Annotated in this window: 13 protein-coding genes; 3 read left to right on the forward strand and 10 right to left on the reverse strand. The window is 66.6% G+C overall.

Going from position 1 to position 15,403, the window contains the following annotated elements; all coding sequences use genetic code 11:
- Positions 1-25 precede the first annotated feature (25 nt).
- The 9 genes from tsaE to AC3WMA_RS18530 all read right to left on the reverse strand — a co-directional run bounded on the left by tsaE (position 26) and on the right by AC3WMA_RS18530 (position 9,998).
- Positions 26-1,582, reverse strand: a complete 1,557-nt coding sequence (gene tsaE, locus AC3WMA_RS18490; RefSeq protein ID WP_492286814.1) for a tRNA (adenosine(37)-N6)-threonylcarbamoyltransferase complex ATPase subunit type 1 TsaE — start codon at positions 1,580-1,582, stop codon at positions 26-28.
- Positions 1,579-4,059 carry a sensor histidine kinase gene (locus AC3WMA_RS18495; protein ID WP_492286815.1) on the reverse strand — a complete coding sequence of 827 codons (2,481 nt, stop codon included), beginning with the start codon at positions 4,057-4,059 and terminating at the stop codon, positions 1,579-1,581. Before AC3WMA_RS18495 ends, tsaE begins: the two co-directional genes overlap by 4 nt.
- 398 nt (positions 4,060-4,457) lie before the next feature.
- Positions 4,458-5,864 carry an adenosylhomocysteinase gene (ahcY, locus tag AC3WMA_RS18500; RefSeq protein WP_492286816.1) on the reverse strand — a complete coding sequence of 469 codons (1,407 nt, stop codon included), beginning with the start codon at positions 5,862-5,864 and terminating at the stop codon, positions 4,458-4,460.
- A 106-nt stretch (positions 5,865-5,970) separates the two neighbouring features.
- Positions 5,971-6,102, reverse strand: coding sequence for a hypothetical protein (locus AC3WMA_RS18505; protein WP_492286817.1), 132 nt, complete (start codon positions 6,100-6,102; stop codon positions 5,971-5,973).
- Between the two features lie 6 nt (positions 6,103-6,108).
- Entirely contained in the window at positions 6,109-6,423 is a 315-nt protein-coding gene (locus AC3WMA_RS18510) for an HPr family phosphocarrier protein (protein WP_492286818.1), read from the reverse strand.
- A gap of 21 nt (positions 6,424-6,444) precedes the next feature.
- Positions 6,445-6,846, reverse strand: a complete 402-nt coding sequence (locus AC3WMA_RS18515) for a PTS sugar transporter subunit IIA (protein WP_492286819.1) — start codon at positions 6,844-6,846, stop codon at positions 6,445-6,447.
- Between the two features lie 108 nt (positions 6,847-6,954).
- Positions 6,955-7,440: an HPr kinase/phosphorylase gene (locus AC3WMA_RS18520; protein WP_492286820.1), complete on the reverse strand. Its 486-nt coding sequence runs from the start codon at positions 7,438-7,440 to the stop codon at positions 6,955-6,957.
- Positions 7,430-9,229 carry a stimulus-sensing domain-containing protein gene (locus AC3WMA_RS18525; protein WP_492286821.1) on the reverse strand — a complete coding sequence of 600 codons (1,800 nt, stop codon included), beginning with the start codon at positions 9,227-9,229 and terminating at the stop codon, positions 7,430-7,432. Before AC3WMA_RS18525 ends, AC3WMA_RS18520 begins: the two co-directional genes overlap by 11 nt.
- Positions 9,230-9,296: 67 nt before the next feature.
- On the reverse strand, positions 9,297-9,998 hold the full coding sequence (locus AC3WMA_RS18530; protein ID WP_492286822.1) for a response regulator: 702 nt from the start codon (positions 9,996-9,998) through the stop codon (positions 9,297-9,299).
- Between the two features lie 141 nt (positions 9,999-10,139).
- On the opposite strand from AC3WMA_RS18530, the gene AC3WMA_RS18535 reads away from it, so the two are divergent.
- The 3 genes from AC3WMA_RS18535 to AC3WMA_RS18545 all read left to right on the forward strand — a co-directional run bounded on the left by AC3WMA_RS18535 (position 10,140) and on the right by AC3WMA_RS18545 (position 13,847).
- Complete coding sequence (locus AC3WMA_RS18535) at positions 10,140-10,901, forward strand: HugZ family pyridoxamine 5'-phosphate oxidase (protein WP_492286823.1); 762 nt, start codon at positions 10,140-10,142, stop codon at positions 10,899-10,901.
- 288 nt (positions 10,902-11,189) lie between these two features.
- The gene (locus AC3WMA_RS18540; RefSeq protein WP_492286824.1) at positions 11,190-12,800 is read left to right on the forward strand and encodes a phosphoenolpyruvate carboxykinase; all 1,611 of its coding nucleotides are present in this window, start codon (positions 11,190-11,192) and stop codon (positions 12,798-12,800) included.
- Positions 12,801-12,836: 36 nt separating this feature from the next.
- Positions 12,837-13,847 carry an Lnb N-terminal periplasmic domain-containing protein gene (locus AC3WMA_RS18545; protein WP_492286825.1) on the forward strand — a complete coding sequence of 337 codons (1,011 nt, stop codon included), beginning with the start codon at positions 12,837-12,839 and terminating at the stop codon, positions 13,845-13,847.
- A gap of 152 nt (positions 13,848-13,999) precedes the next feature.
- Here AC3WMA_RS18545 and AC3WMA_RS18550 read toward each other — a convergent pair whose 3' ends face one another.
- The gene (locus tag AC3WMA_RS18550) at positions 14,000-15,403 is read right to left on the reverse strand and encodes a sodium:proton antiporter (RefSeq protein WP_492287100.1); all 1,404 of its coding nucleotides are present in this window, start codon (positions 15,401-15,403) and stop codon (positions 14,000-14,002) included.

The following is a 15,403-nucleotide window of genomic DNA, read 5'->3' on the forward strand; positions in this document are numbered from 1 at the left end:
AATCTCCGTGTCGATCTGCCTGAGCTTAATCTGCCGCTTCGGTCTCGAACAGCTTCGGCATATGCGCCTGGTACCAGGCCTTCAGCTCTTCGAGGGCGGGGTGATCGAGATTGCGGCGCAGATAGCCCTCGATGCGCGGCAGATGCTTCAGGTAGTCCGGCTTGCCGTCGCGCTTGTCGAGCCTCGCGAAGATGCCGGCGATCTTGGTGTTGCGCTGGGCGCCGAGGATCGCATAGGCGCGGGCGAAATCGGCGAGGTCGAAATCCGGCGTATCGGCCCGGCGCGCCGCGCCATAGGCGGCGAGCAGCCTGAGTTCCAGCGAAGCCGGGACATCGACGCGCGCATCCTGCCCGAGCGAGGCGAGATCATAGGCGGGGTGGCCGAGCACCGCGTCCTGGAAATCGATCAGGCCGAGCTTGGCATGGCCTTCGCGGCCTTCCAGCCAGATCAGGTTCGGCGAATGATAGTCGCGCATCGTCCAGGTTGCCGGCTGAGCGAGGATCTCGTCGAAGAGCTTGCCCCAGATCCGCGCGAACTCGGCCTGCGTCACGGCGGGCAGCGTCACCCCGGCGATATGCGGCGCATACCATTCCAGGATCAACTCGGCTTCGATCGCCATGGCCTGGCGGTCGTATTCCGGGATGGCGTGATCGCGCCCCTCGGCCACCGGCAGGATCGCCGGCAAGGTGTGGCGGTGGAGATCGGCGAGCAGCCGGGCCGCCGCCTCGTAGCGCTCGGCGATCGGCCGGCGCTCGGCGTCGATCACGCCCTCGTTGCCGAGATTCTCGATGACGAGCAGACCGGTCGTCAGGTCCTCGGCGAGGATCTCCGGCGCCGAGTAGCCGAGCGAGCGCAGGCCTCGGTCCATCGCGACGAAGGCCTCGACATTCTCGGCGAGATGGGCGAGCGCGCTATAGGGCTTGCCGAGGCGGATCGGCGGGCCGTCCGGGCGCGGCGGCGAGATCATCAGCACCGCGGTTTCGCCGGTCGGCCGGGTCAGGCGCTCATAGGCGCGCGTCGAGGCGTCGCCGAGCATGAAGTCGCGGCGGGCCTCGCCCCAGCCGGCAGCGTCGACCAATCGGCGCGACGCGACCGCAATGGCCACGCGCTGCTTCCAGAGCACGCCGCCCGAGAGATCGGCGATGCGGCCGGTCTCGGGATTGTCGGGATCGACGTCGAGCACAATGTCGAGACGCCGGGCAGCCGGCAGGCGCGAGCCGGCCCGGTCCGGCCACTCGACCAGCAGGATCAGGCGATCGATATCCTCGACCAGCCCGATATCGTCGAGTTCGTCCGGCGAGCGCACGCGGTAGAGATCGGCATGCAGGACCGTGCCATGCGCGGTGTCGTAGCTCTGGACCAGCGTGAAGGTCGGGCTCGGCGCCTCCAGCGCCGGATCGCGGGCGAGCTCGCGCAGGATGGCGCGGGCCAGCAGCGACTTGCCGGAGCCGAGATGGCCGGAGAGCGCGACGATGTCGCCGGGCTTGAGGATCGCGGCGATATCGGCGGCGAGGCGCAGCGTCGCCGCCTCGTCCGCCAGCAGAAGCCGGTGCGTGCCGGCCTTGCGGGCTTCTTCCGTCATTCAGCGGCATCCGAGAGCGGCACGCCCTGTGCCGGGAAAACGGCCGTCACCCGCGTGCCGCGGCCGGGCGCGGAATCGAGTTCGACATGGCCGCCATGCAGTTCGACGATGGAGCGGACGATGGAGAGGCCCAGGCCGACGCCGCGATGGCTGGAGCCGAGCGAATGGCTCTCGAAGCGCTCGAACACCTTTTCCACGACCTCGGCCGGGATACCCCGGCCCTGATCGGCGACAGTGATCCGGATATCCCCGCCGGTGCGTGTGGCGCTCACCGTGACGGTCTGGCCGGCGGTGGAGAAGCCGATGGCGTTGGAGAGCAGGTTGAACAGCACCTGCCGCAGGCGCTTGCCGTCGGCACGCAGCGGGCCGGTGCGCGGGTCGATCTCAACCTTGAGATCAAGCTTCGTGTCCGTCAGCCGATCGTTCAATCCAGCCGCGGCCTGGGCGATGGTGTCGGCGACATCGACATCCTGGATCTCCAGCGTCAGGGCGCCGTTATCGATCGTGGCGAGGTCGAGAATGTCGTTGATGATGGCGAGCAGCGCGCCCGACGAACGGACGATATGGGAGGTGTAGTCGCGCTGCTTCTCGTTGAGCGCGCCGACCGTCTCGGTGCCGAGCAATTGCGCGAAGCCGATGATGTTGGTGAGCGGCGAACGCAATTCGTAGGAGACGTGGTGGACGAAATCCTCGCGCAGCCGCGAGATCGTTTCCAGCGCGTCGTTCTTCTCGGTCAGCGCCCGCTCCACATTCACGCTGGCCGTGACATCGGCGAAGGAGATCAGCGTCGCGCCATCCGGCAGCGGGGCAGCGGCCATGTCGAGCACCGTGCCGTCGCGCCGTTCCATGCGGCTGCTGTAATCCTCGCGGGCATCGCGCACGCCGGTGACGACGCTGTGCAACTCGCTCCAGACCTCGTCCTGCGGGAAGAGCGGCTTGCAGAGCCGGATGACCTCGTCGATATGCGGCGCGCTCGCCGCGAGATCGCCGCCCTGGATGCGCCAGGACTGGGCGAAGGCGGGGTTGGACAGCTTGAGCCGCCCGTCCGAACCGAACACGGCCACGCCCTCACGCAGCGAGTCCAGGGTCTCCCGCTGTGTGCGGGAGAGCGCGTTGAAGCGCGATTCCAGCGTGAAGCGTTCGGTGACGTCGTCGTAGAGATAGGTGACGCCGCCCTGCGGATTGGGACTTGCGACGACATGGATGGTGCGCCCGTCCGGCAGGTACCACCAGTCCTCGCTGGCCCGCGTCGCGGTATAGGCCGCCTGCGCCGCCGCCTTCCAGCTGCGATAGTCGCCAAGCTCAGGCAGGCGCCGTTCGGCGCGCAGCTTGTCGAGGATTTCGCCATCGGTCGGCTGGCCGTCGAGGAAGCCTGCTTCCAGAGACCAGAGCGTGTCGAAGCCGGAATTGCGATAGACGAGCCGCTGCGCGCCGTCGAAGACGGCGACCGCCGTCTTGAGCCGGTCGAGCGTGCGGACATGGGCGTCCATCTGGCGCTGCAGATCGGCGCGGATCGCCTCCAGCTCGCTCATGTCGATGGCGAAGCCGGCATAGCCGGTGGCGGTCGGCAATTCCATGATGTCGAGCGTGCGCCGCTGTCCGGAGACGACGGCCGGTGCCCGCAAGGCGAAGGTCGCGCCTTCGCGCCGCGCCCGCCCGGCGGCGTCGCGCTCGGTGCGATCGAGCAATTCGAGCCCGCTCTTCACGACGGTCGTCGCGTCAGCGGCCTCGACGGCGCGGGCATAGGCAGCGTTGACCCAGGTCAGGCGGCCATCGGCATTGCGCATCCAGGCCGGATGCGGCAACCCGGCCAACAGGCTGGAAAGCGCCGCATGGCCGGCCGTGACGCGTTCGAGCTCGCCGCGCAAAGTCATGACCTGCGCCCGCTCGCCCGTGACCTCGCGGAAGCGGATCACCGCGCGCCCGGCAACGGGACGTCCCTCGACATCGATGAAGGGACCGGACTTGCTGCGCAGCGTGATATTGAACGCCTCGCCACGCTCCTTGAGCGCATCCGTCGCCAGTTCGAGGCGCTTGGCATCGGCCGGCGGCGCCCAGCTGCCATAAGCCAATGCGAGCGCCGTGCCGGGTGCGCCGAGGAAACCGCTATCGCCCTCGAAGATGGGCTCGGCATTGCGGCCCTTCCAGCTCACCACGACCTGCGGGTCGGCCGCGAGCAGGATCGACAGCCGCTCCTGATGGCTGCGTGCCGCTTCGAGATCGGCCGCCAGCTTGGCTTCGCGCTTCTGCCAGCGTGTCCGCTCGCGGACATAGATCAGCGATGTCGTCGTGGCGAAGACGGTCAAACCCGCCAGGATCAGCGACAGTCCACCCGAGCTCACGGCATCGAAGGATACAGGAGCCAACCATTCGCTGCGGGCGATGGTCGGAGTGGCCGCCGAAGCGGCCACCAGCCCGGGCAGCAACGCGCGCGGACGCCAGCCGCCATCTCGCCCCTGTCGCCTCGCCCGTGCCATTCCGCTTCCGTCGTCTCTCCGGCGGCAGGAGCCGCCTTGTCCATCGGGCTCGTCGGAATCGACCGAGGGAGCTGGCAGGGCTGCCATCTCCGGAGGGGCCGATCCACGCTCGCCACCACGCCAATCACATCAGAGCTGCGTTCCGGCCCGCGCATCGCGGCGGCCGAATCAGTCCCACTCTAATCATCGGTGGAGTCCGTCAGGAAGTGCTTAATGACCGGTAAATCGTCCGTTTTTCCGGACGGGCGCATAGTCGACCGAAGAACATCAAGTTCTAGAGGCGGCAAGAACAGTTGGCACAATTTGTAGTGGCTACAGAGGTGATTCCCGGAAGGCACAGCCATGAAAAAAGGCCCGGCGGATGCCGGGCCTTGCAATTGCAGCGTCTGAGCGCCTTGTCAGTAGCGGTAGTGATCCGGCTTGAACGGGCCGGCCTGCGGCACGCCGATGTACTTGGCCTGAGCGTCGTTGAGCTTGGTGAGCTTGGCACCGACCTTGGCGAGGTGGAGCGCCGCGACCTTCTCGTCGAGATGCTTCGGCAGGGTGTAGACGTTATTCTGGTAGTTGGCGTGGTGGTTCCAGAGCTCGATCTGGGCGAGCGTCTGGTTCGAGAACGAGCAGGACATCACGAAGGACGGATGGCCCGTGGCGTTGCCAAGGTTCACCAGGCGGCCTTCCGAGAGCAGGATGATGCGCTTGCCGTCGGGGAACTCGATCTCGTCGACCTGCGGCTTGACGTTGTCCCACTTGAAGTTCTTCAGGCCGGCGACCTGAATCTCCGAGTCGAAATGGCCGATATTGCAGACGATGGCGCGGTGCTTCATCGCGCGCATGTGGTCGACGGTGATGACGTCGAGATTGCCGGTCGCCGTGCAGAAGATGTCGCCGCGCGGGGCAGCGTCTTCCATGGTCACGACCTCATAACCTTCCATCGCCGCCTGCAGGGCGCAGATCGGGTCGATCTCGGTGACGAGCACGCGGCAGCCGGCCTGGCGCAGCGAGGCGGCCGAGCCCTTGCCGACGTCGCCATAGCCGGCGACGACCGCGACCTTGCCCGACATCATGACGTCGGTGCCGCGGCGGATGGCATCGACCAGCGACTCGCGGCAACCATAGAGGTTGTCGAACTTCGACTTGGTGACGCTGTCGTTGACGTTGATCGCCGGGAAGGGCAGGCGGCTGGCCTTGGCCAGTTCGTAGAGGCGGTGCACGCCGGTGGTGGTCTCCTCGGAGACGCCCTTGATGGCGGCGCGGGTCTTGGTGAACCAGCCCGGATTGGCCTTGAGCTGACGCTTGATCAGCGCGAAGAAGATCGTCTCTTCCTCATTGCCCGGCTTGTCCAAGAATTCGGCCTTGCCGGCTTCGGCTTCGGCGCCGAGGATGATCAGCATGGTCAGGTCGCCGCCATCGTCGAGGATCATGTTCGGCGTGCCGCCGTCACCCCAGGTCGCGGTCTTCAGCACGTACTCCCAGTACTCCTCCAGCGTCTCGCCCTTGATGGCGAAGACGGGGGTGCCGGTCGCGGCGATCGCGGCAGCGGCATGGTCCTGGGTCGAGAAGATGTTGCAGGACGACCAGCGCACGTCGGCGCCGAGATCCTTCAGGGTCTCGATCAGCACGGCGGTCTGGATGGTCATGTGGAGGCAGCCGGCAATGCGGGCACCCTTGAGCGGGTTCTTGCCCTTATGCTCGGCGCGCACCGCCATCAGGCCCGGCATCTCGTCCTGGGCCATGTTGATTTCCTTGCGGCCGTAATCCGCAAGCGAGATGTCCTTGACGATGTAATCCGACACGGGTGGCTCCAATCGCTCAGCCTGAATGATGGCGCGCTCTCTAGCAGCGCGCAGAGCGAATGGCAATCAAAGATATAAAGATGTCTTTATATGATTGATAGACTCCGGATCGAAGGCGTCAAAGCCAGCCGCTTCCACGCAAGCGCCGCAATGATATCCGGCCGCGCAGAAGCTCGATGAAGAACCAACCGACTAGCAAAAGCGAAACAAGACCGGCAGCAACCTCAACCCAGCCGAGGATCGCCGGCATGGCTGCCTACTCCCCCTCGCCGAACTTGTCGGCGATCAGGGCCGCGAGGGCATCCAGCGCCGGCTTCGCCTCCGCCCCCTTGGCGACGATGGTGATGGTCGAACCGATGCCGGCGCCGAGCGTCAACACACCCATGATCGAGGTGGCGCCAACCGTCTCGCCACAGCGGCTCACGGTGATGTCGGCCTCGTAGCGAGCGGCGCATTGCACGAATTTCGCGGTGGCGCGGGCGTGCAAGCCCTTCTTGTTGACGATCTGGAATTCGCCGTAGAGGGCCCCGGTGGGGATTTCGACGTCGGGGCAGTCGCAGTCTTCGTCCATCCTGCCCCTCTCGCGGCGCGGTTACTTGCCGGCCAGCACGCGGCTGGCGACCGTGATGTATTTCCGTCCCGCATCCTGCGCGCTGGTCACGGCTTCGTCGAGGGTCTTCTCCTCGCGCACGCTGGCGAGCTTGATCAGCATCGGCAGGTTGACGCCGGCGACGACATCGATGCGGCCGGGCTCCATCACCGAGATCGCCAGGTTCGAGGGCGTACCGCCGAACATGTCGGTGAGGATGATGACGCCGCCGTCGGTCTCGACCTGCTCGACGGCCGCGATGATGTCGCGCCGACGGCTCTCCATGTCGTCATCGGGGGCGATGGCGATGGTGGCGAGGTTCTTTTGGGGGCCGACGACGTGTTCGAGCGCAGCGCGGAACTCCGTCGCCAGATGCCCATGCGTCACGAGGACCAGTCCGATCATTCAATCCAGCACCGGAGAGCGCCGTCAGCGCCCGGACAAGGTCGCGGTTTATGCGGCAGGAGCGAGATATGCGCAAGCCGTCAGCCGCCAAACTTGTCAAAATCGTGGTTAGCGCTCGGCCTCTGTGAATAAGTCCAAGGCGTTCAACGCAAGCCTCTCGTCGCCCGCGCGGCCCGTCATGCGCAGGCGCGGGAGATCGATGCCGGCGAGGCTGTCGACGAGATCCTCAGGCTCGGGCATGCGCGCCGGCTCATCGGCCGAGAGATCGACGATGAGCCGGATCACGACCGCTCCCGTATACGGCTCGGGCGTGAGGCCGAGCCCGCGACGCTCGATGATCCCCTCCAGGGGAGCGACCGGACGTGCCACCAGCCGCCCGCCCGTCGCCGCCAACTCCACCCGGTCATCGGCGACGAGCCGGGCGAAACGGCCCGCCTGCGCGGCGAGCGTGATCAGCGCGAGCGCGAGCGTCGACTTGCCGCTGCCGGAGGCGCCGCGGATCAGGATGCCGGCCTCACCGACAGCGATGACGGTCGCGTGGATGCGGGTTCGCTGGTGCGCGGGCCTCGCAGCCGCCCCGGCGTCAGGCCGCATGGGCATAGGCCGCCGGCAGGCAGACGATGAAGCGGGCGCCGAGGCGCTGCGGCTCGCCGTCCGGGCCGATCGGCCCCAAGCGGTTCTCGGCCCGGATCGAGCCGCGATGCGCCTCGACGATCTGGCGGGAGATCGACAGGCCGAGGCCCGAATTCTGGCCGAAGCCCTCGTTGGGCCGGTCGGTGTAGAAGCGCTCGAAGATGCGCTCCAAAGCGTGGGGTTCGATACCCGGGCCCTCATCCTCGACCGTGACGAGCACGTCGTTGGCGACGCGCGAGAGCATGACCTTCACCGGCTTGTCGGCCGGCGAGAAGGAGCGGGCGTTGTCGATCAGGTTGACCAGGACCTGGCCGATGCGGGAATCGTGGCCGAGCACGAGGAAGGCGTCATCGCCGAGGCGCTGGCTGCGCCGGTCGCTGCTCAGTTCGATCTTCGGCTGGCCCTCGCGCCGCGTCTCGTTCTGGATCGTCACGACGGCGCCAAGCACCTGCGCCACGTCGACCGGCGCGGAATCGTTGCGGGCAAGCTCGGCATCGAGCCGCGATGCGTCGGAAATATCCGAGATCAACCGGTCGAGCCGGCGGACATCGTGCTGGATCACCGCCATCAACCGGCCGCGGGCATCGTCGGTCTTGGCGCGCGGCAAGGTCTCGACGGCGCTGCGCAGCGAGGTCAATGGGTTCTTGAGCTCGTGGGCGACATCGGCCGCGAAGCTCTCGATCGCCTCGATGCGGCTGTAGAGCGCCTTGGTCATGTCGCGCAGCGTGCCGGACAAATGGCCGATCTCGTCATGGCGGCTGCTGAAATCCGGGATCTGCTCGCGCGATTTCACGCCGCGCCGCACGCGCTGGGCTGCTTCCGAGAGCTTGCGGATCGGCTCGGCGATGGTACCGGCGAGCAGGATCGAGAGCACGATCATCACACCGGCCGCGACCGCGAAGACCTGGAAGATCGCGAAGCGCTCGGAGGCGATCACCGCATCGATGTCGCCACCTTGCGTGGAGAGCAGCAGCGCGCCCTTCACGGTGCGGAAGCGCTGCACGGGCACGGCGACCGAGACGATGGTCTGGCCGCGCGTATTGACGCGCACCACGCTCGCCGGCGCGCCGTTCAGGGCGCGGGCGACCTCCGGATAGGACTTGCCGTTGGCGTTTTCGAAATCGTCATAGGTCGGGACGTCGGCCTTGCCCAGGCGGTTGCGCAGCATGTTCCAGGTGCGCTCGAGCAGCGGCGGCTCGTCGGGCTCGCCGACGCGCGGCAGGTCGAGGCGCAATACGTCGCCGCGCGAATAGAGGCTGCGCGAGTCGATGGTGAGCATGCCGTCCTTGTCGTAGACCCGCGCGCGGGTCTTGGTCGGCGTCACCAGACGGCGCAGCAGCGGCGCGACCTTCTCGGGATTGATCGAGAAATCGAGCGGGTCCTCGGCGATGCCGGCGCTCTCGCCGGCCTGAAGCTGCAGCAGCTTGTCGGGATCGATGGTGATCGTGTCGATCTCGACCGTGGCCGAGGAGGCGATCGCACCGGCGATGATCTCGCCCTGGGTCAGAAGGCTCTGGACGCGCGCCTCGATCAGTCCCTCGCGGAACTGGTTGAGATAGAGAAAGCCGATCAGCAGCGCGACGAGCCCGCCAAGGTTGAGGACGAGGATGCGCCGGGTCAGGCTGGAAGCGGCGCGCAGCGAGATCGCGCGCGCCATGCGCCGCCAGCCGATCCCGATACGGCGACGCAGAACGGCGCGCCAGCCGGCAGGCGGCGCGGGCGTTCTAGCCTCATTGTCGACGGTTGCCATGGCTGCGGCTTGCTTCCCGCTCGGGATGAAGGTGGCAGCGAATCCGCCGCGCGCCGGCTTCCTTGCCTCAGGTTTCCTTGAAGCGATAGCCCACGCCGTAGAGCGTCTCGATCATGTCGAAATCGGCATCGACCTGATTGAACTTCTTGCGCAGACGCTTGATGTGGCTGTCGATGGTGCGGTCGTCGACATAGACCTCGTCGTCATAGGCCGCGTCCATCAGGGCGTTTCGGCTCTTCACCACGCCCGGGCGCTGCGCCAGCGACTGCAGGATCAGGAATTCGGTGACGGTGAGCGTCACCGGCTCACCCTTCCAGGTGCAGGTATGACGCTCGGGATCCATGCGCAGCAGGCCGCGCTCCAGAGCCTTGGCGTCCTCGGTGCGAGGGGCGGCGGTCGCGTCCTTGGCGCCGGCCCGGCGCAGGATCGCCTTGACGCGCTCGACCAGCAGGCGCTGCGAGAACGGCTTCCGGATGAAATCGTCGGCGCCCATCTTCAGGCCGAAGAGCTCGTCGATCTCCTCGTCCTTCGAGGTCAGGAAGATCACGGGCAGATCGGATTTCTGGCGAAGCCGCCGCAGCAGCTCCATGCCGTCCATGCGCGGCATCTTGATGTCGAAGATCGCGAGGTCGGGCGGGTTCTGCTTCAGCCCGTCAAGGGCCGAGGCGCCATCCGTATAGGTCATGATGCGATAGCCCTCGGCCTCGAGGGCGATCGAAACCGATGTCAGGATGTTGCGGTCGTCGTCGACCAGCGCAATCGTTGGCATAAGGCTTTCGTCTCTTGTTCTCGTTGCAATACAGGGTTCCCCTCCCGCGCGAGAGGGGCCAAAGCATGGCGGCAATCTAGCCGGGGCGTGGCGATTTGCCTATGACCCCGTATCACAAGCCGGAAATCGCAGTGAGGTTCCATGAGCAAAGCTGCCAAAGACGTGATCCAGCCGATGGACGAGGCGGTCCGCGCGGAGGCCAAGGCCCTGCTGCGAGAGGCACGCTCCGCCGCGCTCGCCACGCTCGGTCCGGATGGCCACCCCTCGGCAAGCCTCGTCGGGCTCGCCACCGACATCGACGGCACCCCCATCATCCTGATCTCGGGGCTGGCCGCGCACACCGCCAACATCGCCGGTGACCCGCGCGCTTCGCTGCTGATCTCGCCCGGCGGCAAAGGCGACCCGCTCGCCCATGCCCGGATCACGCTGAAGGTCCGCGCCCGCAAGGTCGAGCGCGAGAGCGATGACGGCGCTCGCATCCGCCGGCGCTATCTCGCGCGCCAGCCGAAATCGGCGCTCTATGCCGATTTCCCGGATTTCTCATTCTTCGCCCTCGATATCGAGGGCGCCAGCCTCAATGGCGGCTTCGCCCGCGCCTTCGCGCCGACGCCGGCCGACCTGTTGAGCGATCCCGCCCATGCCGCCGCCCTCGCCGAGGTGGAAGCCGGCGCCGTCGCCCATATGAACGAGGACCATGCCGACGCGATCGGCCTCTATGCCACGCAGCTGCTCGGGGCGAAGCCCGGGGACTGGCGTGCCATCGGGCTCGATCCGGACGGGCTCGACATGGCGCTCGGCAGCGCGGCGCTGCGCCTGCCCTTCCCGGCTTCGGTGGACGGCCCCGGCGGGCTCAGGCGCGCCCTGGCGGAGCTTGCGACGAAGGCACGCGCCAAGGCCGCGTGACATCGAAACATCCCGGTGGGAGGGGCTGCGACAGGCCCGCGCGGCCATTTACCACAGCCGAAAATTCAATCGATTTAGAGGTCTACCTAAGGTCATCGGGCCTTTTCAATGACTTGAGCGAAGGGCCGCATCGCCTTAAAGACCTTCGTGGCCTCCAGAGGCTGCTAGGGGCAATCGGACCCTGCAGCCTTTAGGCCTCGCCTTCGACGCCCGAGCCCTGCCACCGGCCCGTGCGCATTCGTGAAGACAACGGGCCGCCGACAGCTGGCCGGCCTCCGGAGGAATTCAGTGGACAATATCGGTCAGTTCAATGCCGCCCAAGGCGCCGAGGGCTTCGGCTTCCGCAAGCTGAAGGCCGTGCACTGGAACCTGGAAGCGCCGCAGCTCTATGAGGAGTCGCTGGACCGGGGTGAATCCCAGCTCGCCCGTGGCGGCGCGCTCTGCGCCGATACCGGCACTCATACCGGCCGTTCGCCCAAGGACAAGTTCACGGTGCGCGACGCGCTGACCGAGAACACCGTCTGGTGGGAGAACAACCAGGCGATGTCGCCTGAGCATTTCGAAACGCTTCTGGCCGACTTCCTGGCCCATGCCGAGGGCAAGGAGCTGTTCGCGCAGGATCTCTATGGCGGTGCCGACCCCGTGCATCGCGTCAAGGCCCGCGTCTTCACCGAGATGGCCTGGCACTCGCTGTTCATCCGCAACCTGCTGATCCGCCCGCCGCGCGACGAGATCAACGCCTATGTGCCGGAGATGACGATCGTCGATCTGCCGAGCTTCAAGGCCGATCCGAAGCGTCATGGCTGCCGCAGCGAGACCGTCGTCGCCATCGACTTCACCCGCAAGATCGTGCTGATCGGCGGCTCGGCCTATGCCGGCGAGATGAAGAAGTCGGTCTTCACCTATCTGAACTACGTGCTGCCGACCAAGGGCGTGGTGCCGATGCACTGCTCGGCCAATGTCGGCGCGAAGGACGATTCCGCGATCTTCTTCGGCCTCTCCGGCACCGGCAAGACCACGCTCTCGGCCGATCCCGAGCGCACGCTGATCGGCGATGACGAGCATGGCTGGTCGAAGGACGGCATCTTCAATTTCGAGGGTGGCTGCTACGCCAAGACGATCCGCCTCTCGGCCGAGGCCGAGCCGATGATCCATGCGGCTTCGCTGCGCTTCGGCACCGTGCTCGAGAACATCGTCATGGACCCGATCACCCGCGAGGTCGATTTCGACGACCAGTCGAAGACCGAGAACACCCGCTCGGCCTATCCGCTCGACTTCATCCCCAACGCCTCGCGTACCGGTCGCGCCGGCATCCCGAAGAACATCGTGATGCTGACCGCAGACGCCTTCGGCGTGATGCCGCCGATCGCCAAGCTGACCCCGGCCGAGGCGATGTATCACTTCCTCTCCGGCTACACCGCCAAGGTCGCCGGCACGGAGCGCGGCCTCACCGGCGTCGAGCCGGAATTCTCGACCTGCTTCGGCTCGCCCTTCCTGCCGCGTCACCCGTCGGAATACGCCAACCTGCTGCGTGATTTCATCGCCAAGCACCATGTCGATTGCTGGCTGGTGAACACCGGCTGGACCGGCGGCAAGTACGGCACCGGCCGGCGCATGCCGATCCGCGTCACCCGCCGCCTGCTCACCTCGGCGCTCGACGGCTCGCTCAACCGCGCCGATTTCCGCCGGGATCCCTATTTCGGGTTCGCGGTGCCGACTTCGGTGCCGGGCGTCGAGCCGCATATCCTCTATCCCGTGAAGACCTGGGCCGATAAGGCCGCCTTCGCCGAGACGGCCAAGAACCTCGTCGAGATGTTCGCCAAGAACTTCGCCAAGTTCGAGGACCATGTCGACGACGCCGTGAAGGCGGCCGCGCCGACGAGCTCGCTCGCTGCCTGAGGCCAAACGCTACTGGCTATGCTACGAGAGGCGGCCATGGGCCGCCTCTTTTTCGTTGTGCTGAAACTTCTCCTCACCCTCGTCATTATCGGTGCCGCGCTCTGGGGCGCTGGCTTCCTGCTGTTCCGCCTCTCGGGCGCGACCGCGGTCATCGCCGCGATCGGCTTCGGCATCGCGGCTCTGGCCGGGCTCGTCGGCATCTGGACGAGCGACGCGCGCCTGTCGCTGGGCTTCGCCATGGTCTTCGTCGGCCTGGTGGGATGGTGGAGCAGCTTCCAGCCCTCGCACGACCGGAACTGGATTCCGGAGCTGGCGAAGCTGCCGAGCATCGCGCGCCAGGGCGATGCGATCACCGTGTCCAATCTCCGGGATTTCCGCTGGCGCACGGAAGAGGATTTCGACCAGCGCTGGGAGACGCGGCGCTACAATCTCGCGGCCGTCACCGGCGCCGATGTCTTCCTGACCTATTGGTCGGGCGAGGCGATCGCGCATCTGCTGGTCAGCTTCACCTTCTCGGATTCGGTGCCGCTGACCTTCTCGATCGAGGTTCGGCGCGAGAAGGGCGAGGATTGGTCAGCGCTGGCCGGCTTCTTCCGCAGCTACGAGATGGCTTATGTCGCCGCTGACGAGCGCGACATCGTGGGCCTGCGCACCCATGCGCGGCGCGAGGATGCAAGGCTGTTCCGCCTTAGCGCCTCGGCCGCCCAGGCGCGCGATCTGCTGCTTGCGTATATGGTCGATATCAACGACCTCGCCGCCAAGCCGCGCTGGTACAACACGCTGACGACCAATTGCACGACGGTGGTCTACCACCTCGTCTCCAGCGTCGCGCCGGGCTGGAAATTCGCGCTGCCGCTCGATCCGCGGGTGCTACTCTCGGGCTATCTGCCGGCCTATCTCCAGCAGATCGGCGCCATCCGGCAGGATATCCCGCTGGAGGAGCTGGTCCGGGCCGCCCGCATCGGCGACCACGCGCGCACGCTGTCGCTGGACGATCCGCAGTTCTCGGCGAAGATCAGGGAAGGCGTGCCGACCGGGCGGCCGTGAGCCGCGCTGAAGGGTGTCATCCCGCACGCGCTGCAGCATGAGAATGCTGCTGCGCAGATGCGGGATCGTACTCAAGAAAAGGCGCCCCTTCCGTAGGACGGTCCCGTGTCTGCGCAGCGGCACTACGCGCCGCAGCGCGCACGGGATGACAGCTAGCGGAAGAACAAGAAGGTCTGCACCACGAAGAGCGGGATCAGGATGGCGCCCGACCAGAGCATGTAGCCGAAGAAGCTCGGCATCTTCACCTTCCGGTCCTTGGCGATGGCGTAGACCATGAAGTTCGGGGCATTGCCGATATAGCTGTTGGCACCCATGAAGACCGCGCCGGCCGAGATCGCCGTCAGCGTCAGCGCGCCCGTCGTCATCAGCGCCTTGGGATCGCCGCCCGCCAGCTCGAAGAAGACGAGATAGGTCGGCGCGTTGTCGAGGAAGGAGGAGAGCGCGCCGGTCAGCCAGAAATAGGCGACCGTGTTGGCGCTGCCATCGGCATTGGTGACGAGCCCGACCAGCGGCGCGAAAGCGCCGGCCTTGCCGGCCTGCAACATCGCCAGAACCGGGATGATGCAGATGAAGATGCCGGCGAAGAGCTTGGCGACTTCCTTGATCGGCCCCCAGGAGAATTCGTTGCCGGCGCGGACCGGGCCGGGCGTCAGCTTGAGCGACAGGCCGGCGAGGACGAGCAGGATCACGTCGCGCAGCAGGTTCTGGCCCTCGACGGGAACGCCGTGGACGGTGAAGGCGACACCCGGCTTCCAGTTCGCCGACATCAGGATCGCGGCGATCACGCCGGCCAGCAGCAGGATGTTGACCTTGCCCCAGAGCTTGATGGCGCGATCCGGCGTCGGGTCCTTGAGCCTGGGAAAGCCCTCCTCCTTGCGGAAGAACCAGCTGTCGAGCGCGTAGAACAAGGCGAGTAGCACGATGACGGCGAAGACCGTCTCGGGCAACAGGTGCGTCGTGGTCCAGAAGAAATCGACGCCGCGCAGGAAGCCGAGGAAGAGCGGGGGGTCGCCGAGCGGGGTGAGCGATCCCCCGATATTCGAGACCAGGAAGATGAAGAAGACGACGACATGGACGTTGAAGCGCCGGTCGTCATTCGCCCGCAGCACCGGCCGGATCATGATGATCGAGGCGCCGGTCGTGCCGACGAAGCTCGCCAGCACCGTGCCGATCGCCAATAGCACCGTGTTGGTCGCCGGCGTGCCGTGCAGGTTGCCTGAGATCAGGATGCCGCCCGCGATCGTGAAAAGCGCGAAGAGCAGGATGATGAAGGGGATATAGTCGAGCAGCGCGGTATGCAGCAGCGCGCCGAGCGCCGGATCGACGCCGCGCAGCAGGACGAGCGGCACCAGCGTCAGCGCGGCCCAGAAGGCGGCGAACTTGCCGTAATGGTGCTCCCAGAGATGCGGGAACAGCACGGGTCCGAGCGCGATCGAGAGCAGCATGCCGGCGAAAGGCAGAGCCCAGCCGGCGCCCATGCTGGCGCCGCCGATATCGCCTGCCGCCCAGGCGGCAGTGGGCGTCAATGCCAGAGCGGCTGTAGCCACTCCGATCAG

This window comes from Allobosea sp. FW305-C-101 (assembly GCF_058783685.1).

Coding starts and splice junctions, on each gene's coding strand:
- AC3WMA_RS18525 (WP_492286821.1), bottom strand. CDS start 9,229: ATGGCAACCGTCGACAATGAGGCTAGAACGCCCGCGCCGCCTGCCGGC.
- AC3WMA_RS18530 (WP_492286822.1), bottom strand. CDS start 9,998: ATGCCAACGATTGCGCTGGTCGACGACGACCGCAACATCCTGACATCG.
- AC3WMA_RS18505 (WP_492286817.1), bottom strand. CDS start 6,102: ATGCCGGCGATCCTCGGCTGGGTTGAGGTTGCTGCCGGTCTTGTTTCG.
- AC3WMA_RS18495 (WP_492286815.1), bottom strand. CDS start 4,059: ATGGCACGGGCGAGGCGACAGGGGCGAGATGGCGGCTGGCGTCCGCGC.
- AC3WMA_RS18510 (WP_492286818.1), bottom strand. CDS start 6,423: ATGGACGAAGACTGCGACTGCCCCGACGTCGAAATCCCCACCGGGGCC.
- AC3WMA_RS18545 (WP_492286825.1), top strand. CDS start 12,837: ATGGGCCGCCTCTTTTTCGTTGTGCTGAAACTTCTCCTCACCCTCGTC.
- AC3WMA_RS18535 (WP_492286823.1), top strand. CDS start 10,140: ATGAGCAAAGCTGCCAAAGACGTGATCCAGCCGATGGACGAGGCGGTC.
- AC3WMA_RS18520 (WP_492286820.1), bottom strand. CDS start 7,440: ATGCGGCCTGACGCCGGGGCGGCTGCGAGGCCCGCGCACCAGCGAACC.
- AC3WMA_RS18515 (WP_492286819.1), bottom strand. CDS start 6,846: ATGATCGGACTGGTCCTCGTGACGCATGGGCATCTGGCGACGGAGTTC.
- tsaE (WP_492286814.1), bottom strand. CDS start 1,582: ATGACGGAAGAAGCCCGCAAGGCCGGCACGCACCGGCTTCTGCTGGCG.